We start from the raw sequence: 22,237 nt of genomic DNA, 5'->3' as shown, positions 1-22,237 counted from the left end.
ACGGCGGAGATCAAGCCTTTTTATAGGTATCTAGGTCGATGCCCGAACGACCCGGAGCCAAAATATTGTTCGGATCCAACGCGCGTTTGATGGCGTGTTCCACGTCTCGCTTGACCGAGCCATAACTCTGCGCAACACGCTGCTGGAAGCGAGTGTTCACACGGTAAACCGCGTAGCCTTCCTTTTCGAACTCGTCCAACAGCTCGTTAAAGCAGGCATCCGCACGCTTAGTTTCCTCCGCATCCGTGCGATCGAAAAGCACGTCGATGACGTGATGCATATCGCGCGGACCGACGATAAACTCGGCCACATAATCCAGACCGTGCTTGTGCAGGATGCGCTTAGCCAGCCGCGCCTGCTTCTCGCACTCGCTGCCACGCGCTTCGCTGACCGGCGCGAACCACATGGAGCCACCACCGCCGCGCCAGTTATACAGGCCGAATTCCTGCAGGTTGGGCACACCACTCATCAGCTCGGCGCGGTATTTGAAGGGCTGAGTATCGCCGGCCTCCTTCTGGGTAACAATGCGGCCATTGCCGAGCTTCTTGAAAGCGTCGACGACGATCTTCCAGTCCGCATCGACCTGTTCCTGTGTGCCGTACAACGCGGCGTACAAATTCCAGGCACCCATGCCGGTGTCATTCTGCATCTTTTTTAAGATGGGATCAGGCGTATGACCGGGCTCGGTGATATACTGCGAGCGGCGCAGATGTGCGCTGCCAGCCTCCCAGAGCACGTTGGCGATCACGACCGAATTGGGAATGGTCCCGGAAATGCGCAGCGGACGTAAAATCTCGACGATTTCGACAATATCTTCCTCGTTGTCGAAGATAACTTCGAACGGCTTGAACACCGGTGGTTTTGGCATCAGCCAGAAGCCCATCTTAGTCGTAATGCCGTAGTTAGCCTGGGTGAACATGCCGTCCAGAGTTGGACCGTAACCCCACTTAAAAATCTGCCAAGTGTTGCTGCCCTTCACCCCGCCCATACCGGTGCGATAGATATCACCGTTGGCCAGCACCACTTCCATACCACACTGCATCATGAAATGTTCGCCGTAGGGGGTGTAGCCCACGCCGCGATCCATGGTGTTACCGAGCGGTCCGGCAATGGCCGAAGGTGCCGAGAACGACAGCATCAGCGGCAGCTTGTTCTCAGTGATGTGGTCGTAGAGCTGTCCATAAGTCACACCAGGCTCCACCAGGGCGTAGCACATCTCCGCATCAATCTTGATGATCTTGTTCATTTTCTTCAGATCGAGGATAACCTGGCCGCGCTGGATCGGCGCGGCCGAGCCGTAGCCAAAGTTTCGGCCGGTGGAAATGGTCCAGATAGGAATCTTGTGCTCATTGCAGATTCGCACCACACCCTGCACCTGCTCGACAGTGGTGGCCGTCAGAGCTGCTGACGCCGCATGGGCTGCATTCTCGACGGACATCATGACTTTGTTATAGGGCGCGAGCTGGTCGGCGTTGACCAACACGTTCTCTCCACCCAGCAAGGCGCGGAACTTCTCGATGGCTTTGTTGAATTCGTCCCGGACCGCTCCTCTGGGCAGCACAGCGTTATTTTGTTCAGCCATTCGGTCAGCTCCTTCAGACATCGATCGAAAAGGAAACGAAGCTGCCGGTGATCGGCGTGTTCGCGGCGGGAGCCAATGGAGCGGCCAGCGTCGTGCGCGTGCCGATCGAAGCCAGCAAATAACCAATGCTGCTCGCCCACTGTACAGATTGGCTGGCCCCCCGTGAGAGTCCGATCAGCTGACGCGGCGCCATGGGACCGTTCTGGCGCTCCTCAATCAATTTGAAACCAGCTCCACAATCGTGCAGCTGGCGGCTAAGCTGCTGCGCGCAGCCTTCGGACATATCAGTGCTGAGGACATGATGCCGGGTGAACCCGTCTTCGGCAGTATGCTGCCCAAGCCACTGCACACGTGCGCCGCCACTACGGGCCATATCTACTATGAGAGTTGCTGAGGCATCATCCAGCAGGCCGATAACCCGCATTGGCAGACCGTGACGTAGGCGACGCTCAAAATCGAGCATAAATCCCAGATCGCGGCCGACCTTCTGAACGCGCAATGTCGCTTTACCAGCCGCCATGGCGCCATACAGGAACATCGACTCAGCCTCGCCCTCGTTTACGAGCGCCAACATTGTTGGCTCCGTAGCTTCGTCACCGATCGGCGCTTCAAAGTTAGCCGCCAGCGCGGGTATAAAACCGTCCACGGTCAGACCGATACTGCTCACGGCTGCGCCTTTGAGCACGAAACGACGATTCACACTCATGTCGGGCTCCTTAAGGTTGAGTAGCCGGGGGCAGACTCGACAGATATTCGGTGACCTGAGCAATGGATTTGTCGTCTATGTAGGAGGCCGGAAACGCGGGCATGGCGTTGAGGCCATTGCGTACAACCGACTTAATGTAAGCTTCGGGTAGCCCGCGACCGGCGATCACCGGCCCCACTCCCACGTTGGGGGCATGGCAGAGACCGCAAAGTTTATCATACAGATTCTTGCCACTGCCCCACTGGCCATCAGCCATCGCCTGGATGGAAGCGGTCATTAGCGCAAATGGCAGTACAGTTGCGAACAGCATCCGTTTCGTGACCTTGCCACTCAAGAAATCAGGCATGTTGGTTCTCCAGTAGCAAGCAAACCGGCGAGTACGCATTGCTTAGAACGGATACTGGCGCGGCGCATGCTGCACCGTGACCCACTGATCCGAAGTAAACTCCTCAATTGCCCAGTCACCATTGAACCGCCCCAAGCCGGAGTTTTTCTCTCCGCCGAAAGGAGCGTTTGCCTCGTCGTTCACGGGCATATCGTTGATATGTGTCATGCCCGCCTGTATTCGCTGTGCGAACTGCACCCCCCGCGAAGTATCTCTGGTGAACACGGCGCTGGATAGGCCGTATTCGCTGCTGTTGCACAGCTCCAGTGCATGTTCTGCATCGCGAGCGCTCTGGATACCGACCAGCGGACCGAAGATTTCCTCGCGAGCGATTTCCATATCTGCGGTCACGTTGCCGAATACATGCGGCGGTATGACGTTGCCTTGCGGTTCGCCGCCCACCAGCATCTCCGCACCCTCCTGCTGCGCCTTGCGTATCTTGTCTTTGAGTCCCGCAAGCTGTTTGGCGTTGATCACCGGACCCACAACGGTTTCCGGCCTCTTTGGATCGCCATAAGGCAAAGCCTTGACGCGCGCGACGAAACGTTGCGTAAACTCTTCCACCAGGGGCGCTTCAACAATGATGCGGTTGATGGCCATGCAGATCTGCCCTTGGTGCAGGAACTTTCCGACCACCGCAGCGTTCACCGCAGCCTCGACATCCGCATCGGCCAGCACCACAAACGGACTATTGCCACCTAGTTCCAGAGCCACGCGCTTGAGATGAGTACCGCCGCTGGCGAGACGGCCAATGTTGCGACCAACCGGTGTGGAGCCAGTGAAAGAGATGAAGGACGGCACCGGATGTTCGACGAATGCATCGCCGATGTCCGAACCGGCGCCGACCAATACGCTCAGCACACCTTGTGGTAGCCCGGCCTCCTCGAAGATTCGCGCCAGCAGAAGGCCACCGGTGATGGGCGTATCACTGGCCGGCTTGATGACCACGGCATTGCCCAGCGCCAGCGCTGGGGAAACCGAACGGGCGCTGAGGTGCAACGGGAAGTTCCATGGACTGATCACCCCGACCACGCCCAGCGGCGCGCGATAGACGCGGCTTTCTTTGCCCGGCACATCTGAGGGCAGAATGCGGCCATGAGCGCGGCCCGGCAGGCTCGCAGATTCCAAGGTGATGGCGCGGGCGGAGGCCCATTCGATTTCGGCCTTGATGCTGGTGCTGCCCGATTCACGAATCAACCAGTCAAGAATTTCTTCCTTCCGCTCATCGAAGATGTCGACCGCCCGACGCATGATGTCGCCACGCGTAGTGGGGCCCATTGCAGCCCATTCAGCTTGAACCGTTTGCGCTGCACGATAGGTCTGATCCAGATCCTCGCGACTGGCCATCGACAGTTTCAGCAGGCTTTCGCCAGTGAACGGATCCATGACATAGAGATCGCGTCCGGCGCTCCCTACGCGCCATTGCCCGGCGATCGGCTGCAATTCGAGATTCTGATAGCGGGGCTTGCTCATCACGGCAAACGTCCGTTTATTTTAGGGGCACATCGACCCCGCCCGACGTTGGAAGAGGTGAAGCACACTGTCCCAGCTTCAGTTTCAAGGGTCAAGTTCTGTGCCCGTCTTCTGGCCTGCTGTAATAATGGCAGTCCGCGACGAAAATGCGATTTTGGCACTCGTAGAAATGTACGGACTAACGAGAGATTTCTCGTGATCTCCATGAGCAGGATAATAGCCGGAACGCACAACTAGGCGATGCGGACGATTAACTGCGAGTAATCGTAATCCCGAAGGCTTGCCCGAGTTCCTGCGTAATCTGACCATTTTAGCTTCTTAGAACTATGACAACCTTACGCCCGCCGCGGGGCGATTCTCCGGAGAGTGCCTCACAGATCGGCAATTTCCGCATGATGTCGTTGCCCTCGTGCTTAGAGCGGCAAATCGGATGACGCGCTTTTTGCAGTTCAAATGCGGTTCACAGCTTGGGGCTCACGTCAGTGCGCTTCGCGACCGTGAGGAGCCATGAAATCCGGAGCGGGACCGACCGGCACTATGCCGGTAGGATTGATCGTCTGATGGCTTTCGTAATAGTGGCGCTTAATATGCTCCATGTTCACAGTCTGGGCGACACCGGGAAGCTGGAAGATCTCGCGCGTGAAGCTCCAGAGATTGGGATAATCGACGATCCGATGCCGGTTGCACTTGAAGTGGCCGTGATAGACTTCATCGAAGCGTACGAGTGTCGTGAACAGCCGGATATCCGCTTCGGTGAGACGCTCTCCTAAAAGATAGCGTTGGCGCGCCAGACGCTCTTCGAGCCAGTCGAGTGTTTGGAACACGCCCGCAACCGCGTCGTCATAGGCCGCTTGACTAGTCGCAAAGCCGGCCTTGTAGACGCCATTGTTGAAGCCGTCGTAAACTCGCGTGTTCATTGCATCGATTTGCCCGCGCAGATCCGCCGGATAATAGTCGCCCGACGTTGCCCCAACCGCGTCGAAGGCATTGGTGAGCATTCGGATGATCTCAGAGGATTCATTATTGACAATGGTGCGCCGCTGCTTGTCCCATAGGAACGGCACGGTCACGCGGCCGCTATAGTCCGGCTGCGCGGCCGTATAAACCTGGTGGAGGAAATCGGCGCCGTTCAAATCATCGGGCGTGACTCCCGATCCTTGTTTGAAGGTCCAGCCGTCCTCGCGCATCAGCCAGTGGACGACCGAGACCGAAATCATGTCTTCCAGTCCCTTGAGGACGCGCATGATGAGAGTGCGGTGCGCCCAAGGACAGGCGAGGCTGACATAGAGATGATAGCGGCCCGCCTCCGCCTTGAATCCGCCCTCTCCGCTGGCACCGGGCGCGCCGTCGGTGGTAATCCAGTTACGGAATTGACTTTCGCTACGGATAAAGCGCCGCTCGCAGCCGTGTCATACCATTGGTCGTGCCATTTGCCGTCGATCAAAAGCCCCATGTGAGCTCGTCCTCGAAAAGTATTTTCCGTCGCGCTGGAGCCGCATAGACGTCAACCTTGGCGCAACAGGGAATGTCAGCTTTCGTGCGTTCAAGCATGAGGGGATCAACCAGAAGATCGTCACCAAGCGGAAGAACTTTGGATCTCTCTGTGACTGAATGCCACCGACATCCATTTCGTCGGCGTTCGCTGAGAGTGGTACTGAGCTGCCGACGATTTCGCGCTCAGCTGAGTCTGTATATTGATATTCGCTCATGTCCCGACAATGGTAGCAGCGCGAAAGCGACGCTTGATCTTGGTCGGAGGCAACATTGGACAGGCTGGAACCCGAGCGGATGTTTGTTGCGGTGATGGAAACCGGAAGCTTCACCGCCGCCGCCGAGCGGCTCGGCACAAGCTCGGGCCAAGCCTCAAAGCTGGTCTCGCGGCTTGAAAATGAGCTCGGTGTTCGCCTCCTCAGCCGCACCACGCGCGCCGTATCACCGACCGAAGCAGGGCACGCTTATTTCGATCGGCTTCGGCCGTTGCTCGAAGAGTTTGATAATATGGACGCCGCAGTCCGGGATAAGTCGGGCGCGCCGCGCGGGCGGTTGCGGCTAACGGTGCCGCTCACTTTCGGGACCACGGAAATAGCACCGGGGCTGAACGAATTCGCATCAAAATTTCCCGAGATCGAACTCGATGTCAGCTTTTCGGATCGGATGGTGAACCTCGTCGACGAAGGCTTCGACATGGCCATCAGGGTTGGACGGGCCGACGATTCCAGTATGATCGTGCGCAAGCTTTGCGACGTGCGCATCGTGATCGTTGGATCGCAGACCTACCTCAAGCGTCGCGGAGAACCAAAAAAGCCCAACGACCTCGCGCACTTCGACTGCATTATCGACACGAATTTCCGGGAGCCGAATCGCTGGCCGCTTCGAAACGCACGGGGCACCCCGATCGACGTCGCAGTCGGTGGCCGCCTTCGCTATTCCAATGCCGAGGCCTGTCTCAACGCCGCGGAGGCTGGGCTCGGGCTTGCCTGTGTGCCAAGCTTTATTGCGGGCAGGGCTCTGCGTGCGGGCCGGACACGACGCGTTCTGCAAGCTTTCGAAACCGAACCCTACACGGTGCATGCTCTCTATCCGCACAGCCGTCATCTCGCCACGAAGGTCCGTGTCCTGGTTGATTTTCTGGTCGAGCGGTATCGCGGAACGCCGCACTGGGAGAAGGGTTGGTAGATTTCTTCCGTTCTAGATGTAATGAACTTCTAGGCGACCGGATTATCGTTCAGATCAAATAGGGCCATGTTTCCTGGAGCACGACGCATGTGGCGTCACAACCAGGAGATTCGACATGAACATCGCCATCTTCGGAACCGGCAATATGGCCAGCGGCCTTGCTGCCCTCTTCAACAAGGCCGGACATAATATCACCCTGGCTTCTAGGGAGCCGGTAAAGGCGCAGACGGTTGCAGCTAAACTCGGCACCGGCATCGGGGTCAGCTCGTTAGCCGATGCGGCCGGCGCTGCGGACGCGGTCGTCTTGGCCGTGCCCTACGAAGCAGCCGCCAACGTCGTTGAGGCCGCCGGTGACCTTGCCGGAAAGATCGTCATCGACATCACTAATCCCCTGACCGTTGACTTTTCCGGCCTCACTATCGGTCATACCACCAGCGCGGCCGAGGAAATTCAGAAGCGAGCGCCGGGCGCAAAGGTGGTGAAGGCCTTCAATACCGTCTTCGCCTCCGTGCTTCAGAACGGCGGCAAAGCGTCCGGAAAGCCGGCAACGGTCTTTGTCGCGGGTGACGACGCTGAGGCGCGGAAGAGTGTTGTCTCACTCGCCAAAAGCGCGGGCCTGGCCGCGGTGGAGACCGGAGGTCTCGCCTCAGCCCGGTATCTCGAGCCGCTCGCAGGCCTCAACATCGCTTTAGGCTACGGCCTCGGCCACGGCACTGACATCGCACCGACATGGCAAGGCATCGCCTGAGCCGCGGATCGAAAGGACAGCACCATGACCTATACAACTTCTGCACACGCAGCCCGCCCAGCTCTCATTTCCGGCGTGACCAATGCCGATCTTGCCGCGACGATCCTGCGTGTTTCGATGGGCGTTCTTTTCCTCGCCCACGCCTGGCTCAAGCTGGTGATCTTCACGCCGGCTGGCACCGCAGGATTCTTTGAAAGCCTGGGCTTCCCCGGCTTCCTTGCCTATCTGGTCATCGCCGCAGAGCTTGGCGGAGGCATCGCTCTAATTCTGGGCGTCTGGAGCCGTTGGGTTGCGCTGGCGCTAGTGCCAATCCTGCTCGGCACGATCTACGCTCCGCATGGGTCGGCCGGCTTTTTCTTCTCGAACCAGGGCGGCGGCTGGGAGTTTCCCGCCTTTTGGGCGGTAGCCCTTATTGTACAGGCTCTACTTGGCGACGGGGCCTACGCTCTGAAGCGCGCCCACGCCTGAGCACTTGGTGCGGTCGCGGAACGAATCCGCGACCGCTCTTTTTTGAGGAGCATTCATCATGACCGCAGCGTCTGATTTTTTCGACATGAGCGCAGCGCCAATGCGCGTTGGCAAGGTCCGGCTGAAGGTGCGCGACCTCGACGCCGTCTCAGGCTTCTACCGCACCGTTCTCGGCCTGACGTTAATGGCGAAGGACGATCGCGAGGCAACGTTGGGCACAGGTCACACGTCCCTGCTCGTGCTCGAAGCCGACCCCGCCCTCGCTCCGCGCGACCGGAGGCAGGCCGGGCTTTTCCATACGGCCTTCCTGATGCCGACCCGAGCCGATCTCGCTCGCTGGCTGGGCCACGCCGTCGAGGCGCGTGTGCCGCTCCAGGGCGCGTCCGACCACATCGTTAGCGAGGCAATCTATCTCGCCGACCCCGAAGACAACGGCATCGAGGTTTATGCTGACCGACCCGTCGCGCGCTGGCGTGGCGCGAATGGCGATATCAGGATGAGCACCGATCCGCTCGACAAGCAGAACCTGCTCGCAGCAGGCGAAGGAGCAGGCTGGACCGGCTTTCCTAAAGACGGCAGCATCGGCCACGTGCACCTTCAGGTTGGAGATACGGCAGCGGCAGACCGTTTCTATCGCGACGTCCTCGGCTTCGACACCACTGTCGACTACCCCGGCGCCAGCTTCTACGGCAGCGGCGGCTATCACCATCAACTCGCCGGCAATATTTGGAATAGTCGCGGCGCCACGCAACGCCCGAAGAACATAGCGGGACTCGACAATGTCGAGATCATCGTCCGCGATCCTGCCGATATCGCGAAGATCGTGACGCGCGCCGAAGGCGCAGGCGTAGAACCAACGAGTGGTGTCGAAGGAACGGTCCTGCGTGATCCATTTGGCACCGCTATTACCTTGAGAAGTTAATGGAGGCGATCATGCTGACAAACGGTAAATGGATGGCCAACTGGCAGCCGGTGCAAGCCAAGGACAAGAAAGACGGCTTCGCCGCCGAGGCCGGCCGCTACCCTCTTTATCTCCCTGCTGATCTGCCCGCTGAGCGTCGGCTCGACTACCGATACCGATATCACGTCATCAAGCTTCTTGAGCTTGCGGCCGATCAGCGTGCGCGACGCCCAGGGCGATCCAAACGCAGTTGAATCAGACCTTATCCGTCACAGGCAGGCGCTGGGCGATTGGCGACTAGGGATTGATGATTTTATAGAGCAGCAGGCTCGAGAAATCGACCCAGCCGCCGCCATAATAGCCCGGATAGGCTCCCTTGAGCGCCTCGGCATAGCTTTCCGCGGTACTATTGGCCGCATGAAGTTCCTTGGCCTTGTGCAAATAAGCGATATTGCTCTCGATGACATCGAAGCCCACGGGCTTGCCGTGGCCGATCATCAGCGTGTCGTAGCCCTTTGCAGCATCTCCCTTGAGACCCCGAAGTATTTCAACCCAATGGTCGTAATAGTTCGCGACGGTGAACAGATGGGTTTCAGGTGGGAACACCAGATCGAAGGCCATCACCACGCCCGCAACGGGCAGACGAACAATAGACTGCCAGTCGGATTCCCCATCGGGCTGGCGTTCGAATTCGAAACGCACGCCGCCGATGGTTGCCTCGCCGACCGCAAGATCATGATCCGGCAATGTCGGCGTCTTGGCCACCACCGGGCCGAAGGCCTCGTTGCGAGCATCGAGGATTTTCTGACCGTTCTTGCGGATATAGGCGATGATCTCGGGAAAGGCATATATCGGCGCCTTGGGAAAACGTGCATGCGGCACGCCCAGACCCGACCAATGGTCGGGGTGGATGTGCGAAAGCACGATCCGGTTCACTGGCTTGCCGAGTCCGGCGATGTAATTCGCAAGTTCCTCGGCATGCTTGACGTGAAACACAGCGTCGAAGACGACGAGCCCGTCCGCCGTCTCCACAATCTGGGAGGCGACGTAAAGTCCCTCCTCGGGGGCATTGTAGGTGTGGATGGCTACACCACGATAATCTTTCGTGGTGACCTGTCCCAATGTGGTTTGCGGAGGGCTCATGACGATACCTTTGACAAGGAACAGGTGGAAGCACGGGGTAAGAACATGGTCTCGTCCACATTCGATCGCTTCAGATTTCGCCGATGCGAATGATTGGCTTCAGCGTGACTCCTTTTTCACTGTCGGCTGCAGCTTCGTTTATCTGGTCGAAGGCATAGAATTTGACCAGCTTGTCGAAGGGGAAGCGGCCAGCAAGATAGAGGTCGATGAGCTTGGGAATAAACACGTCGGGAATGCTGTCGCCTTCAACGACGCCACGGACGCTTTTGACATTTTGCATCAGATCGTTGACGTCGAGGTCAAGCACCGCTCCAGGCTTCGAAGCGCCAACAATCGCAGCGGCTCCTGTTGGGCGCAATGCCAGTGCAGCATTACGGATCACGGATGTGATACCGGTCGAATCCATAGCGAAATCTACGCCTTTTCCGGTAACTGCGCGGATCACCTCGACCGGGTCATCGTCGGCGCTGTTGACGACGTGGGTGGCGCCGAGTTGCCGTGCCAATTCCAGCCGCGAGGACACGACGTCGATCGCGAAGATGGTCGTCGCGCCGACCGCTGCCGCTGCCATGACCGCCGAAAGGCCAACCGCGCCAGCCCCGAAGGCCGCAAAGCTCGCGCCCGGACCGATATTGAGTGCATTGAGCACAGTTCCGGCACCCGTCTGTATGCCGCAACCAGAGGCCCAAGCAGTTCCAGTGGCGCATCCTTGCGGACCTTCACCACATTTCGAACGTTGGCAATGGCGTAGGCACCGAATGAGGATTGGCCGAAGAAACGATCGTTTAGCGGGGTCTGATCATGTCCGCACAGGGCGTGCGAGCCATCGTCGGGGCGCGCGCCAGAGAAATTATAGTCGTTGAAGTTCTCACAGTAGGCCGGATGACCTTCCTGACAAGGACGGCAAGCTCCGCAGGAATTAAAAGTGAGGACGACATGATCGCCCTTCTTTACTTTGGTCACGCTCTCTCCGACCGCTTCTACAATTCCGGCACCTTCGTGGCCGAGGACAATCGGATGCGGCACTGGATAGATCTGATCGCGTGCGACCATGTCGGTGTGGCACATGCCCGTCGCTACTACGCGGACCAACACCTCGTTATTGTTCGGTTGTGTGATGTTCACCGACTCGATTCGGAAGGGTCCGCCTTTCTGACGGACTACGGCTGCCCGAAAGCCCCGTTCGGCAAATTGCTGAGTCGACATCTGGTTCGTCCTGTCTAGATCAAAAATCACTATATTGATCGGTTTTTTGGCCGCTCGTCATAGTCACCCGTCAAAATAGCGCACGCAACTATTACCTCACCTTCGACTTATCGCTCGTCGCAAAAGAGCGTTAGGCCACCATAATCAAGTAGGGCGTTCCACCCTCGCGCTTTACTCCTCCTCACCCTCATATACACTTCGCTATGATAGTTAGCTTCACAATCGCCTCCGGGTCGCCGTACGATTTGCGAACAGCAAGCGCTGTAGGCCATATGTTCCACGCGTAAAGAGAGCCGGCCTACCACACCGATTGTTAGGAGATATGAAGCCATGCGCGCTCTCTCATCGGTCTACATCTTCATTGCTGGAGCATTTCTGTCGGCAACATCTGCGATTGCGCAAGTGAGCTCCGCTGCGCCCCCAGCGGTCGGAGTTGTTGCAGTTGAATTCAAACCGATGGCAGAGAGTACCGAAATCAACGGCCGCATTCAGGCTCGGAACCGGGTCGATCTGGTTGCGCGTGTCACTGCGTTCATGGACGAACGGCTTTTTGTGGAAGGTGCCGACGTCAAGAAAGACCAGGTCTTATATCGGCTCGAGCGCGCGCCTTTCGAAGCAGAGGTCGAAGCTAAGGAAGCGGCGGTTGCCGAAGCTAAGGCTCAACTTGAGAACGCAGATCTCGCGCTTTTCCGCGCGCAGGAACTATTGCGGAAGAATTCCGGTACGCAGGTCACAGCCGACACCGCGCTGGCGGCGCAGCGCACGGCGGCAGCGCAACTGAAGGCCGCGCAAGCGCAGCTCCACCAAGCGCAGATAAATCTCGATTACACCGAAATAAAAGCGCCCATCGACGGCCTCATTGGCCAAACCTCGGTCACGGTCGGTAACGTTGTCAGTCCTTCCAGCGGTACGCTGGCCACGATCGTCAGTCCGGATCCTATGTATGTGATTTTTCCTGTCTCGGTGCGCCGCGTTCTCGAACTAAGGAAACGCTATGCCGACAAGGGCGGCTATCGTGCAGTCCAGATTCGTGTGCGCCTGCCGAACGGGGAATTATATGATCAGATCGGCAAGCTCGATTTCGTCGATATCGGCGTTGCTAAGGATACCGACACCCTCATCTTGCGCGGCACGATTCCCAATTCGAGGATTCAGACAGTCGAGGAGAAGAAGCTTTACGAATTGACGGACCAGGAATTTGTCACCGTCTTGCTTGAGGCTGTCGAACCGCTCAAGGTGTTGGCGGTTCCGCGCGCCGCGATCCTTGCCGACCAGCAGGGCGATTATGTGTTCGTGGTCAACGATAAGAACGTGGCCGAACAACGCCGCGTGAAATTGGGACAATCAACCCCTGACGTCGCGGGGGTCGTCGATGGCTTGCAACCGGATGAGCGAGTCGTCGTGGAAGGCATCCAACGGGTCCGGCCAAATCTTGCGGTCTCGCCGGCACCGGCGTCATCAATATCTGCTGGGAGATAACGCATGCTCTCAGATTATTTTATCGATCGCCCCCGCATGGCGATTGTCATTGCCATCGTCATTTCCCTTGCGGGTCTGCTAGCACTCTCGCGCATCCCTGTCGCTCAATTACCCGATATCGTTCCGCCAGAGGTTCAGGTCTCGGCGGTCTATCCAGGTGCTTCCGCCTCGGTGTTGGAGGCGACGGTGGCGCAGCCAATCGAGTCCAGGGTCGTCGGCGTCGACAAGATGATTTACATGAAGAGCAGTAGCGGCGCCGATGGAAGTTATAATCTGGACGTCAGTTTTGCTCTCGGTACAGATCCCGATATTAATACCGTCAACGTCAATAACCGCGTTCAGACCGCGATGGCTAGTCTGCCGCCAGAGGTGCAACTTCAGGGATTGACCGTTCAAAAGCGAACGTCGTCAGTCCTTCAGTTCATTACGCTCTACAGTGAGGGCGGCAAGCTCGATCCGCTGACCATCACCAATTACGCCATCATCAACGTCCTGGACGAGTTGTCGCGGATATCGGGCGTGGGGCAGGCGCTTCTATTTGGGCGCGAAAACTATTCGATGCGGATCTGGTTCGATACCGCACGATTGACGAGCCTCGGTTTGGGACCCTCTGACGTCATTCGCGCCGTTCAGGCTCAGAGCGTCCAGGCGCCGATCGGCCGTCTTGGAGCTCGTCCGATTCCTGAGGATCAGCAGTTTCAGTTAAATCTGCAGACGCAGGGACGCCTTACGACTCCGGAGCAATTTGGCGCCATCGTCATTCGAGCCAATCCCGACGGTTCGGTGCTGCAGGTCAAGGATGTCGCGCGGATCGAGCTGGGAGCGCAGAATCAGGATACCTTTAGCCGGCTAAACGGCGATCCGTCGGTCACGATCGGTATCTATCTGTCGCCTGGCGCCAATGCCCTCACAGTATCAAAGGCTGTGAACGCAACCCTGGAAAAGCTCCGAGATCGCTTTCCCGAGGGGCTGCAAGCTCGCGTGGTGCATGATTCGACGGTTTTCGTCAGAGATACGATCAGCGCGGTCATAAAGGCGCTTATCGAGGCATTTGTTCTCGTCGGCATTGTCGTGTTCCTGTTTCTCGGCAATCTGCGCGCGACCATCATTCCAATCATTGCCATTCCAGTTAGCTTGGTCGGAAGCTTCGCTGTTCTTCTTATGCTTGGTTATTCGGCCAATACCGTCTCGTTGCTGGCGCTGGTGCTCGCGGTCGGCATCGTCGTGGATGACGCAATTGTCGTGGTCGAGAACGTCGAGCGCGTCATGGAGGAAGAGCCGGATCTATCGCCTGCGGAAGCGACGAAAAAAGCGATGGCGCAGGTAACGGCGCCGATTATCGGCATCACTTTGGTCCTGCTGTCGGTATTTGTCCCTATCGCCTTCATCGCCGGCATTTCGGGTGAACTGTTTCGCCAGTTCGCCGTGACGATCAGTGCTGCGGTGCTCATCTCGGCGATCAATGCGCTGACACTGTCTCCGGCGCTGTGCACAGTTTTCCTTCGTCATTCTCCCCGGCGCGGCATTATGGGACGCATCGGACAAGGAATCGACAAGGTGCGCGACGGCTACGCCACAGTCGTTCGCAAGACCTTGCGGCTGTCGGTCATATCAATGGTGCTGGTTGCTGCATTCGGTCTGGGAATTTTTGGTTTAATGCGGGTTACCCCCACGGGCTTCCTGCCGGAGGAGGATCAGGGAACATTCTTCATTAACGTTCAATTGCCGGATGGCGCTTCGGTCAACCGGACAAGCGAAGCCGTCAAGAAGGTCGAGAGCGTCCTCAAGGGGATGCCCCAAGTGCGGGACACCATTTCGATCATCGGCTACTCGCTGCTCGACAGCTATGCTGCCAGCAACAATGCGTTTATGATCGTCAAGCTGAAGCCATTCGAAGAGCGCACCGGTGTGGCCGATTCGGCTCAAGCCCTGATTGCGCAGCTGTTTGACGCGACACAGCAAATACGCACTGCGACTGTATTGCCCTTCAATCTCCCTCCCATCGTGGGATTATCAACCACCGGCGGTTTCGAATATCAGCTCGAGAATCTGGAAGGTGCCGACCCGAAAGCGATGGGCTCGGTGGTTCAGGGACTGATCGCGGCAGCCAATCAGGACCCGCGACTTTCACGGGTCTTCTCGACATACGGAGCCAACGCGCCTTCGATCTTTCTTGATATCGATCGCGAGAAGGCGCAGTCGCTCGGCATCACGCTCAATGACGTTTTCACCACGCTGCAAGCGACGCTAGGTGGTTACTTCATCAATAATTTCAACCTTTTCGGCCGGACCTGGCAGGTCAATTTGCAAGCCGAGGCAACGGATCGGCGCGATATATCTTCCCTTTGGAAGACCTACATCCGAAATTCAAAAAGTGAAATGGTGCCGCTACAGTCGATTGCATCGGCGCGCACCGTGACCGGGCCGCAAGTCATCACGCGATACAACAATTATCGCTCGGTGACCATCAACGGCAGCCCGGCTCCGGGCGTAGCCTCGGGTACGGCATTGGACGCCATGGCCGAGGTGTCTGCCAAGACGCTCCCACCTGGCTACGCATTCGAATGGACCGGGACTGCCTATCAGGAACAGGCGGCGAGCGGCCAGACCATGATCGTGCTCGGCATGGCGTTGCTGTTCGCATTTCTCTTTTTGGTCGCTCTCTACGAGAGCTGGATCATTCCTATTCCGGTTCTGTTTTCGGTGGTTATCGGTGTGCTCGGTGCCATTGCCGGGATTTTGATTGCGCGCCTCACGCTCGATCTTTATGCGCAGATCGGACTCGTCGTTCTGATCGCGCTGGCCGCGAAGAACGCCATCCTGATCGTTGAGTTCGCCAAGGAACAGCGTGAGCAAGGGTTGGGCCTTGAGCAAGCCGCAGCTCTTGGCGCCGAAATGCGGTTCCGCGCCGTGCTGATGACGTCGATCGCGTTCATCCTCGGACTGGCACCCCTGGTGTGGGCGAGGGGCGCATCGGAGATCGCGCGGCAGGCGGTCAGCACGCCGGTATTCGTCGGCATGATCGCTGCGAGTAGTATCGGACTGTTCTTAATCCCGATGCTCTACGTCTTCTGGGAATCTATCAGAGAGCGAACCAGTCGATTCTTTGACCGGAGAAAGATGGCCGATGCTAATCCGGCAAAAAAATGAGTCCCTCTGCTACGCCGCTCAGGGTCAGAACCGAGCACCGGTACAAAGCCTGGCGGCAGCGGATGGCTCGAATTACCCTTTATCTATGCTTACGACGCCAACGAGAAGGTCGTCGCAGAACTGACCTCCCATTCCGACGTCGTACACTCCGTTCGCTGGCGGGTTCATGTCAGAAACATGAAAGCGGCGAATTATGCATTTCAGGGTGCGTATCTGTTTGATCCGGACAAGTTGCGAAACCCTTCCATCCAGCCCGGTATGAAGCCGATCGAACGCGACAAGCTGATCATCGACCCCGGGGGTGCATACGATCGCCTCGGGGCAGACCCAACCGGTGATCATGAAAGGTGATGTTTTCAGGGACATCGAGAAGGGGACGTTGCCGGGCGAATTGCGGTTTGAGGGTTTCACCCCAAAGGATCCTTCGAAAGAAGTTGATGTCACTTACAAGGCCGCCAGGGATATCGAACTCGGGCAGCTTCGGTTGGATTCGAAGGACCGGCTGCTGTTCGTTCCCGCGCCCGGAAAGGGCGAATGTGTCACCACGCCCAAGGTCGTATTGTCGAACCCAAGCGAAACAATGAGCCCTCCGAACGGTCCGGAGGACGGTAAGAATCCGCTGACGAACCAGTTCGCCTACTTCAACATTCCGGGTTGGTGGGACGACACGTGCTGTGGTGAAATCGACGTCACCGTCACGCTGAAGGACGGAACTGTACTGAGCACGCGCGACAACGTGAAATCAGCGACGGACGAGAGGATTGCAAATTGCTGCAATGCTAAGCAGGCGTTGCAATCGCATCTCAACGGTCTATGTCTGGGCGCCCGGCCACGGCGCCCCTCAAGCTCCTGCCGTTGGGGTGCCAAGGCGAACACCTAGAGCCGCAGGCAGGGCTTGAATGCCAGTAGCTTGCGTGGGCTACCGCGCGACAAAGCGGCGACATCGACGTTGAGCGCCCTGAGGTTCACGGTTCGATATACAGGACACCGCAATGTTATAGAAAGTCGGAACGAGTGGCAGCAAAACCCGCCGGGATTTCCCGGCGGGTAACCCAATAATCAGTGGTTAACCTGGATGTACCACAAATTCGTTATTGGAGGGGTGGAGCGTGGCATATCGAGCGTTCAAGTCAAAGATAGTCTCCACACCGTGCTTCGGACGGCCTTTCAACCGGTTCTCACTGATGTCGGAGCTGTACGCGCCCCGATCGGCATCGTATGTTAGCACGTTCCAAGGCACTATGTAGTGAGCGTCGCCGATGCCAAAGAATCCGCCGATACCCAATACGGCGTGGGCAATTTTTCCCTTCTTCTCGTCAACCAACAAGTGCTTGATCGAACCGATCTTCTTCCCCTCGGCCCCATAGACAGCCTTTCCAGACAGTTTCCTACTAGGGCGCAGATGCGAAGTTTTTCTTTTCACAGCCATAGCTTCTCCTTTCCTGGTTAAGAGACCCGCGCACGGAACGCGACCCGCTGAATTGCGGTCGCGACGCGAGTCAGAGCTTCGGCACAGATTTGAGCGACGCTGGCATGACCCCGCGCCGATGAGTGCCCGCTATCTCTAGCGGGGCTGGGCGACAGTCAGTACATTCGTGATCTGCCGCATCGGTTAGCGAAAGGCGATATACGCATCATGGAACTCGATCATCCGCGACCAATCCACCTTCGCACTCAAAGCGCGCGATTTCTGCGGCCTCCAGGTTGGAGAACTTCAGGCGCACTCCATAACCCGACCCGTTTCCCGGGATGAAAACCGCTCCGAGTTTTTCCAAGGTGTCTCGTATCGCCTCGATTTCGGTGCGCTTCAGCGATCCGGAGACATTCTCGAACCGCTCGATGGCGTCCACGCTGATTTCCGAGCGTCGCGCCAGCATGGGCCTTGAAATCTCAACGAGTGCGCGAGCAGCACGGCACCGTGATCCCGTAATCATCGATCAATCTCCTGCTAACATCTCACTTGCGGCATTGGCGCAGCATCGGACGTAAAGGTTCTCGAAGGCCGTCTGGACCGTAGAGCAAAATGAAGGCGGCCCAAGTTAGAAGCACACCACAATACTTATCAGCATCATCTGCACACCTCGCGCAATCTTACGCCGCGCTGGCACTGATCGGTGCTAGCGTAGCGGGCTAGGTTTGTGGAAATGGAAGGTCTGCTCTATGCCTTCGCAAGCGAACGAGCGGTCACGTCAAACTTGGAAATCTTTATCGCTAGAGCATGTCCTCTATCTAGCGACAGGAACGCAGAATTCAACTGAATGCGACAAAGTGTGCAGGCAGTAAAGATGCTTCTGGACTGCGCTGCAGCAATTTGCGAGAGGTCAGCAGAAGTCTTCGATGTTGGCTGGCGGGAGTTTTGACGTGGACCGCCTTGAACAGCCCGACCCGCATCATCTGGGCGATCCCGCGGGCGTCGTTCCGATCGGTTTTGTTGATTAGAGATGTTTTAGCGACAAGATCTCCCGCGTGTTTGATGCCTTGCATCGCGTAGAATCCGAGAGCAGCCGTGATGGCGCTCATCAGCAGGTAGCAAACCAGGATCTGTATTCGGAGTGTGTTACCCGCCGGTATGCAGGAACGTAGGTTTTCGTAAGCAGCGCGGAACAGCGCGATTTACCCCGACCCCTGACGTCATACTCGCACCCACACGATGGCTCCACGTCCGTCAAATGACGATGGCGATCTTCTTCATCACGCCTATCTCACCTCCCCAACGTTCTCGTTCGATTCGAACGATCAGAAGCCGGGCACCTCATTCACCGTTGTCTTTCCGGTCGAAGCAGCTTTACCGTGCGGTGCGGAATTCATCCGAAAATGAAGCTGATGGTGAACGTGAATTGAGTTTGTTTGCTGGCGCCGTGTTACAAAACCATCGTATTGAACAACGTTGCGTGGCCGACATAATAGACGAGCAGCGTGGCGGCAAGCGCAGCGCAAAACCCGGCTGGAGCGTATAGCGGGACACGCCGATCGTGCTCTACTCGTCGGTTGTCGGCAAGCACTGCGAACAGCACCGCAATGATGCCGGAATGCCCGATAGTGTCTATCTTTCCAAATTCCAGGCAAGCAGCGATGAACATACCGGCGAGAATTGCCGCTGCGTAGCGCCGGACCAGCGGCGTCCAGAGCAACGCAAATGCCAATACGAACTCAACGGCGCCAGCAGCACGCATATAGAACGCGGGATCAAACCCGAAAGTAATGCTCGGATGCGTGATGAAGATCGGATAACTCCACTGAGGATAGGCTCATTTTTCAACGGACGCCCACATCAGAGTCACCGCTGTCGCATAGCGCATGATATCAATCGGCTCGATCCCGAAGAACTTCTTCTGAAGTCCCCTCAAAGCAAGATATGCTGCGATGCCCAGAAAGATCGGGTAGTCGGCCAAATGGAACATTCCGTAGTCGCGAATCGCCATGCCGAACAAGATGACGATGCCGAGCGCGGAGATCGGCAAAGTCCGCCTCCACAATAGGCAAATCGCGATTGTGAACTGCAGCGGAGGGAGGAGCGGCGATTTGCTGGTCAATTCTGGCGTTAACAGGATGCCACCCAGCGAATCAAATTTAAAAGGATCGCAAAAGAACAAAAATCTCCGCAACGCTGCTAACTATCTCTCGACAGCTACCGCTTCCCCACTCGTGGCTCTTCTTGCGCTCTAGATTGCCGATGACAGAATATTCAGGCTTCCACGACCGCTAGGATCATTTCTAAGTCGCCAGTCATATGGACTTGGCGCCGCTCTATAGGCGACATCGACCAACGCTTCCCCCCGCGCATCGATCGAGATCAACCGCAACCCCGCAAAGAATAACGAGTTCTATGTGCGGGTAAAATTAGTAAGCTTTGTAAATCCGCCCGCAAATGCAACTGTCTCAGTGAGCGTTCGCGGCAGCGATCAGTGGTTCGATGATAGGCTGTTCACATTTCCGTCGTGGCCACATAACCGCCTCAGCGGCTATATCGACTAGGGATTGGCATCTTACTCAATCACCAGTGAAAGTGTTCGCGGCAGCAAACTGAACGAAGACTGGGGCGACGACGAGATCTATGCTGCGGTCAAGGTGACGGGCTTCGGTGAAGTGAAAACCAACACCGTCAAGGGTAATTGGTCTTAAGACCAGACTTAGCGCGCCGCGGGAGCGAATGGACGCAAAGGGAAGCTGGCCTCTAAAGGCGAGCTAACAATCGTCCCAAAGGCTATGATGGCCATCTGATGCAGTACCTCTGCGGCGCGCTGCTATGGCTTCGTGAATTGGCAGGATGGCCGGCTCAATCGATAGGCGATCTCGATCAGCTTGCGCGCGGCTACGTCCGGAGCGGCGTGATCGCAATGACACCCATGGCCAGCTACTGACCGGCTTTCCTTAGACGTTGGACCAGGCCTAGAATGCGGCTGATAACACTCCTTTACCAACCGTGACGGTCACCGCACCCGAGGCTCGAAACAAGAAGCCGCGCACTGCTGCCCGTCGCGCTGCCACTCCGGTGAGATCGACTGTTGCTCAGCGCGCTGCCGCTCCGGTGAGATCGCCGGCTGTCCCGTACCTTACGCCTCCGACCGGCGCGATCGGTCAGCCGCCGGCTCCCTATGCCGGCGGCCAGGTCAGGACCACCACAAGCGTCGGCATGTTGGGCAATCGCAATGTCTTCGATACCCCGTTCAACAAGACGGGTTACACCAGCAAGCTGATGCGCGACCAGCAGGCCAATGCCATCAGCGACGTCGCCGACAATGATCCCTCGGTGCGCACGAACTCACCGCGCTATAGCGAAATCGATGGGTTTCTGATCCGTGGTTTCCCGGTATCTGCGAGCGACTTCGCGTTCGATGATCTATTATGGCATCACCGATACGCGCCGCCCTGCTATGGAGCCTATAGAGCGTGTAGAGATCCTGAAGGGACCAGGCGCCTTGCTGTACGGAATTTCGCCGTTCGGAAATGTCGGCGGCAAGCGTATGGTCAAAGCAAATCTAATGAGACTTCTTCGGTGGAACTCTGAGACTCACTAGGCGATGACCAAGTCTATGAAAATTAGCTTACCTAATACTTTGCACTTTAATCATCTTCCACCGCAGGCAAAAATAAGTCGAAGGTGGAACCCCGACCTACTTCGCTATCAACGATTAAGCGTCCTCCAATTTGCCGAATGAAGGCGCAAACTTGCGGGATACCGCGCAATGCTGTGTACCTCTCTGTTCGACATGGCCAGATCGTCCGCTAAGCAACTTGATGAGTTCTCGCTGAGAAGTTACGAGCGTTGTCTGACATTGACGTGAGCCCGGTCATGGGTAGGTGAAGATCGGTCTGTCGGCTGGTTATGGCAGCGCTCTTGTACTTGAACTCGTTCGTCGTCTTGATCACTACCTAAGCGGGCTGGTGATGAGATCGCAGCCCGGTGTCGCCAGACCAACGTTGATGGTGGGTTCGCGCGGGACTTTCAGCCAACTGCGGAGGAGCAAGTGGCGCCCCTGCCTGTGCCAGCTAGAAGCTGGGCAGGAGCTATCAGAGCCTGACGCTCCTCCCATCGGCCATTGTTGAAGACAAAGGGTTTGTAGCCCTGAGTGGGGTCGATGACGATGGCGCGAATCCACCCGCCAAGCACCAGACTCTTGACCTTGACCACGCGTTCCAGCACACGGCCGGCAAAGTCCAGCGGCGCCTCGATCAGCGCGATCAGGCGCATCGGCTCGTGGTAAGGACGTCCCTCGCGCATGACCGTCTGCATCGGCAGGCCGGTCCGCAGATCGCTCAGGTTACCGGTCATCACGCCGAAGCGGCCGGACACGTTATGGTAGACTTTGCTGCCGCTACCCAGACGAGCATTATTCACCGTGGAGAAAAAATACTCCAGATTAATCCACTGGCCCACCACTACTGGACCCGCCAATAGGTTTTCCAGCAAACGTCCCTTGGGATCGCAGCGCCAGTCGTAGGACAAAAGAAAGGGCCGCCCCTGCAAATCTGCCGCTTGGGTCAGGCTGCGACGCCCGACGATGCCATAGACGTTCTGCGACAGTCCCCACTCCGGCCGGACCTGCGCCCAGTCCACCGCGAGGCGTTTTGCCGAACGCAAGGCTTGCGCTGGCTGAATCTCCTTCGCCTCCGGTGACAGCTTAGACATGCGCTCGGCCGCCGTCAGGCGTGAGGCCGCGCGCAGGCTGTTGCGCAAGCGGTCCAGATACACCAGATGGCGCGGCGGCAGCAGGTCAAGGTCGAACAACTCGATGGCATCTGTGGTGGTGACGTGCAGCGCGGGCATGAACCAGGTGTCTTCCGGGATGGTGATGCCCATGGCCGCCAGCCGCTCGCGC

19 protein-coding genes and 5 pseudogenes are annotated in these 22,237 nt (G+C 57.5%); 11 read left to right on the top strand and 13 right to left on the bottom strand.

Features of this window, described 5'->3' with window-relative positions; translation table 11 throughout:
* Window positions 1-10: 10 nt before the first annotated feature.
* The 5 genes and pseudogenes from GGQ85_RS17265 to GGQ85_RS17245 form a co-directional block, all read right to left on the bottom strand.
* Entirely contained in the window at window positions 11-1,582 is a 1,572-nt protein-coding gene (locus GGQ85_RS17265) for an FAD-binding oxidoreductase (protein WP_309775564.1), read from the bottom strand.
* A gap of 13 nt (window positions 1,583-1,595) precedes the next feature.
* The gene (locus GGQ85_RS17260; protein ID WP_309775563.1) at window positions 1,596-2,288 is read right to left on the bottom strand and encodes a hypothetical protein; all 693 of its coding nucleotides are present in this window, start codon (window positions 2,286-2,288) and stop codon (window positions 1,596-1,598) included.
* Between the two features lie 10 nt (window positions 2,289-2,298).
* Window positions 2,299-2,634: a c-type cytochrome gene (locus GGQ85_RS17255; protein WP_309775562.1), complete on the bottom strand. Its 336-nt coding sequence runs from the start codon at window positions 2,632-2,634 to the stop codon at window positions 2,299-2,301.
* A 42-nt stretch (window positions 2,635-2,676) separates the two neighbouring features.
* Complete coding sequence (locus GGQ85_RS17250; protein WP_309775561.1) at window positions 2,677-4,116, bottom strand: aldehyde dehydrogenase family protein; 1,440 nt, start codon at window positions 4,114-4,116, stop codon at window positions 2,677-2,679.
* Window positions 4,117-4,625: 509 nt separating this feature from the next.
* Window positions 4,626-5,599: pseudogene (locus GGQ85_RS17245) on the bottom strand (glutathione S-transferase family protein).
* Window positions 5,600-5,910: 311 nt separating this feature from the next.
* Here GGQ85_RS17245 and GGQ85_RS17240 point away from each other — a divergent pair.
* From GGQ85_RS17240 to GGQ85_RS17225, 4 genes are all read left to right on the top strand, one after another.
* Entirely contained in the window at window positions 5,911-6,822 is a 912-nt protein-coding gene (locus GGQ85_RS17240) for a LysR family transcriptional regulator (protein WP_309775560.1), read from the top strand.
* A gap of 115 nt (window positions 6,823-6,937) precedes the next feature.
* A complete protein-coding gene (locus GGQ85_RS17235; RefSeq protein ID WP_309775559.1) occupies window positions 6,938-7,570 on the top strand; it encodes an NADPH-dependent F420 reductase in 633 nt (210 codons plus the stop codon).
* Between the two features lie 24 nt (window positions 7,571-7,594).
* Window positions 7,595-8,038, top strand: a complete 444-nt coding sequence (locus GGQ85_RS17230; RefSeq protein WP_309775558.1) for a DoxX family protein — start codon at window positions 7,595-7,597, stop codon at window positions 8,036-8,038.
* Window positions 8,039-8,096: 58 nt separating this feature from the next.
* A complete protein-coding gene (locus tag GGQ85_RS17225; RefSeq protein ID WP_309775557.1) occupies window positions 8,097-8,960 on the top strand; it encodes a VOC family protein in 864 nt (287 codons plus the stop codon).
* Window positions 8,961-9,082: 122 nt separating this feature from the next.
* Here GGQ85_RS17225 and GGQ85_RS17220 read toward each other — a convergent pair.
* The 3 genes and pseudogenes from GGQ85_RS17220 to GGQ85_RS17210 form a co-directional block, all read right to left on the bottom strand.
* Window positions 9,083-9,187, bottom strand: a pseudogene (locus GGQ85_RS17220) (glutathione S-transferase family protein); the annotation flags it as partial.
* Window positions 9,188-9,236: 49 nt separating this feature from the next.
* Window positions 9,237-10,082 (bottom strand): MBL fold metallo-hydrolase, encoded by an 846-nt coding sequence (locus GGQ85_RS17215; RefSeq protein WP_309775556.1) that lies wholly within the window; start codon window positions 10,080-10,082, stop codon window positions 9,237-9,239.
* A gap of 70 nt (window positions 10,083-10,152) precedes the next feature.
* Window positions 10,153-11,288, bottom strand: a pseudogene (locus GGQ85_RS17210) (NAD(P)-dependent alcohol dehydrogenase).
* Between the two features lie 330 nt (window positions 11,289-11,618).
* On the opposite strand from GGQ85_RS17210, the gene GGQ85_RS17205 reads away from it, so the two are divergent.
* The 4 genes from GGQ85_RS17205 to GGQ85_RS17190 are packed head-to-tail and all read left to right on the top strand — an operon-like array spanning window position 11,619 to window position 16,797.
* Entirely contained in the window at window positions 11,619-12,767 is a 1,149-nt protein-coding gene (locus tag GGQ85_RS17205; protein WP_309775555.1) for an efflux RND transporter periplasmic adaptor subunit, read from the top strand.
* Window positions 12,768-12,770: 3 nt separating this feature from the next.
* The gene (locus tag GGQ85_RS17200; RefSeq protein WP_309775554.1) at window positions 12,771-15,917 is read left to right on the top strand and encodes an efflux RND transporter permease subunit; all 3,147 of its coding nucleotides are present in this window, start codon (window positions 12,771-12,773) and stop codon (window positions 15,915-15,917) included.
* Window positions 15,918-15,923: 6 nt separating this feature from the next.
* Window positions 15,924-16,268, top strand: coding sequence for a LodA/GoxA family CTQ-dependent oxidase (locus GGQ85_RS17195; protein WP_309775577.1), 345 nt, complete (start codon window positions 15,924-15,926; stop codon window positions 16,266-16,268).
* Window positions 16,258-16,797: a LodA/GoxA family CTQ-dependent oxidase gene (locus GGQ85_RS17190; RefSeq protein WP_309775553.1), complete on the top strand. Its 540-nt coding sequence runs from the start codon at window positions 16,258-16,260 to the stop codon at window positions 16,795-16,797. Before GGQ85_RS17195 ends, GGQ85_RS17190 begins: the two co-directional genes overlap by 11 nt.
* A gap of 186 nt (window positions 16,798-16,983) precedes the next feature.
* Here the strand turns inward: GGQ85_RS17190 and GGQ85_RS17185 are convergent, their stop codons facing one another.
* The 4 genes and pseudogenes from GGQ85_RS17185 to GGQ85_RS17170 all read right to left on the bottom strand — a co-directional run.
* The gene (locus GGQ85_RS17185) at window positions 16,984-17,346 is read right to left on the bottom strand and encodes a PRC-barrel domain-containing protein (protein ID WP_309775552.1); all 363 of its coding nucleotides are present in this window, start codon (window positions 17,344-17,346) and stop codon (window positions 16,984-16,986) included.
* Between the two features lie 205 nt (window positions 17,347-17,551).
* On the bottom strand, window positions 17,552-17,767 hold the full coding sequence (locus tag GGQ85_RS17180; protein ID WP_309775551.1) for an XRE family transcriptional regulator: 216 nt from the start codon (window positions 17,765-17,767) through the stop codon (window positions 17,552-17,554).
* Window positions 17,768-18,215: 448 nt separating this feature from the next.
* A pseudogene (locus GGQ85_RS17175) lies at window positions 18,216-18,368 on the bottom strand (IS110 family transposase); the annotation flags it as partial.
* Between the two features lie 410 nt (window positions 18,369-18,778).
* A pseudogene (locus GGQ85_RS17170) lies at window positions 18,779-19,480 on the bottom strand (hypothetical protein); the annotation flags it as partial.
* A 415-nt stretch (window positions 19,481-19,895) separates the two neighbouring features.
* Between GGQ85_RS17170 and GGQ85_RS17165 the strand changes: the two are divergent.
* The 3 genes from GGQ85_RS17165 (at window position 19,896) to GGQ85_RS17155 (ending at window position 20,925) form a co-directional block, all read left to right on the top strand.
* Complete coding sequence (locus GGQ85_RS17165) at window positions 19,896-20,039, top strand: hypothetical protein (protein ID WP_158081560.1); 144 nt, start codon at window positions 19,896-19,898, stop codon at window positions 20,037-20,039.
* Between the two features lie 98 nt (window positions 20,040-20,137).
* Window positions 20,138-20,278 carry a hypothetical protein gene (locus tag GGQ85_RS17160; RefSeq protein WP_309775550.1) on the top strand — a complete coding sequence of 47 codons (141 nt, stop codon included), beginning with the start codon at window positions 20,138-20,140 and terminating at the stop codon, window positions 20,276-20,278.
* 131 nt (window positions 20,279-20,409) lie between these two features.
* A complete protein-coding gene (locus GGQ85_RS17155) occupies window positions 20,410-20,925 on the top strand; it encodes a TonB-dependent receptor plug domain-containing protein (RefSeq protein WP_309775549.1) in 516 nt (171 codons plus the stop codon).
* Between the two features lie 438 nt (window positions 20,926-21,363).
* Here GGQ85_RS17155 and GGQ85_RS17150 read toward each other — a convergent pair.
* A partial coding sequence (locus GGQ85_RS17150) for a putative inorganic carbon transporter subunit DabA (RefSeq protein ID WP_309775548.1) occupies window positions 21,364-22,237 on the bottom strand: 874 nt, incomplete at its 5' end.

The sequence above is a fragment of the Nitrobacter vulgaris genome (assembly GCF_031453995.1).
In the GTDB taxonomy this organism is placed as follows: Bacteria; Pseudomonadota; Alphaproteobacteria; order Rhizobiales; family Xanthobacteraceae; genus Nitrobacter; species Nitrobacter vulgaris.
The sequence above is the reverse complement of the archived record's forward strand: the minus strand, read 5'-3'. Positions and strand labels throughout refer to the sequence as shown.

Bases quoted from the DNA above. Each gene is read 5' to 3' on its own strand.
- GGQ85_RS17265 (WP_309775564.1), bottom strand. From the start codon at position 1,582: ATGGCTGAACAAAATAACGCTGTGCTGCCCAGAGGAGCGGTCCGGGAC.
- GGQ85_RS17260 (WP_309775563.1), bottom strand. From the start codon at position 2,288: ATGAGTGTGAATCGTCGTTTCGTGCTCAAAGGCGCAGCCGTGAGCAGT.
- GGQ85_RS17255 (WP_309775562.1), bottom strand. From the start codon at position 2,634: ATGCCTGATTTCTTGAGTGGCAAGGTCACGAAACGGATGCTGTTCGCA.
- GGQ85_RS17235 (WP_309775559.1), top strand. From the start codon at position 6,938: ATGAACATCGCCATCTTCGGAACCGGCAATATGGCCAGCGGCCTTGCT.
- GGQ85_RS17230 (WP_309775558.1), top strand. From the start codon at position 7,595: ATGACCTATACAACTTCTGCACACGCAGCCCGCCCAGCTCTCATTTCC.
- GGQ85_RS17225 (WP_309775557.1), top strand. From the start codon at position 8,097: ATGACCGCAGCGTCTGATTTTTTCGACATGAGCGCAGCGCCAATGCGC.
- GGQ85_RS17215 (WP_309775556.1), bottom strand. From the start codon at position 10,082: ATGAGCCCTCCGCAAACCACATTGGGACAGGTCACCACGAAAGATTAT.
- GGQ85_RS17205 (WP_309775555.1), top strand. From the start codon at position 11,619: ATGCGCGCTCTCTCATCGGTCTACATCTTCATTGCTGGAGCATTTCTG.
- GGQ85_RS17200 (WP_309775554.1), top strand. From the start codon at position 12,771: ATGCTCTCAGATTATTTTATCGATCGCCCCCGCATGGCGATTGTCATT.
- GGQ85_RS17190 (WP_309775553.1), top strand. From the start codon at position 16,258: ATGAAAGGTGATGTTTTCAGGGACATCGAGAAGGGGACGTTGCCGGGC.
- GGQ85_RS17185 (WP_309775552.1), bottom strand. From the start codon at position 17,346: ATGGCTGTGAAAAGAAAAACTTCGCATCTGCGCCCTAGTAGGAAACTG.
- GGQ85_RS17160 (WP_309775550.1), top strand. From the start codon at position 20,138: ATGCAGTACCTCTGCGGCGCGCTGCTATGGCTTCGTGAATTGGCAGGA.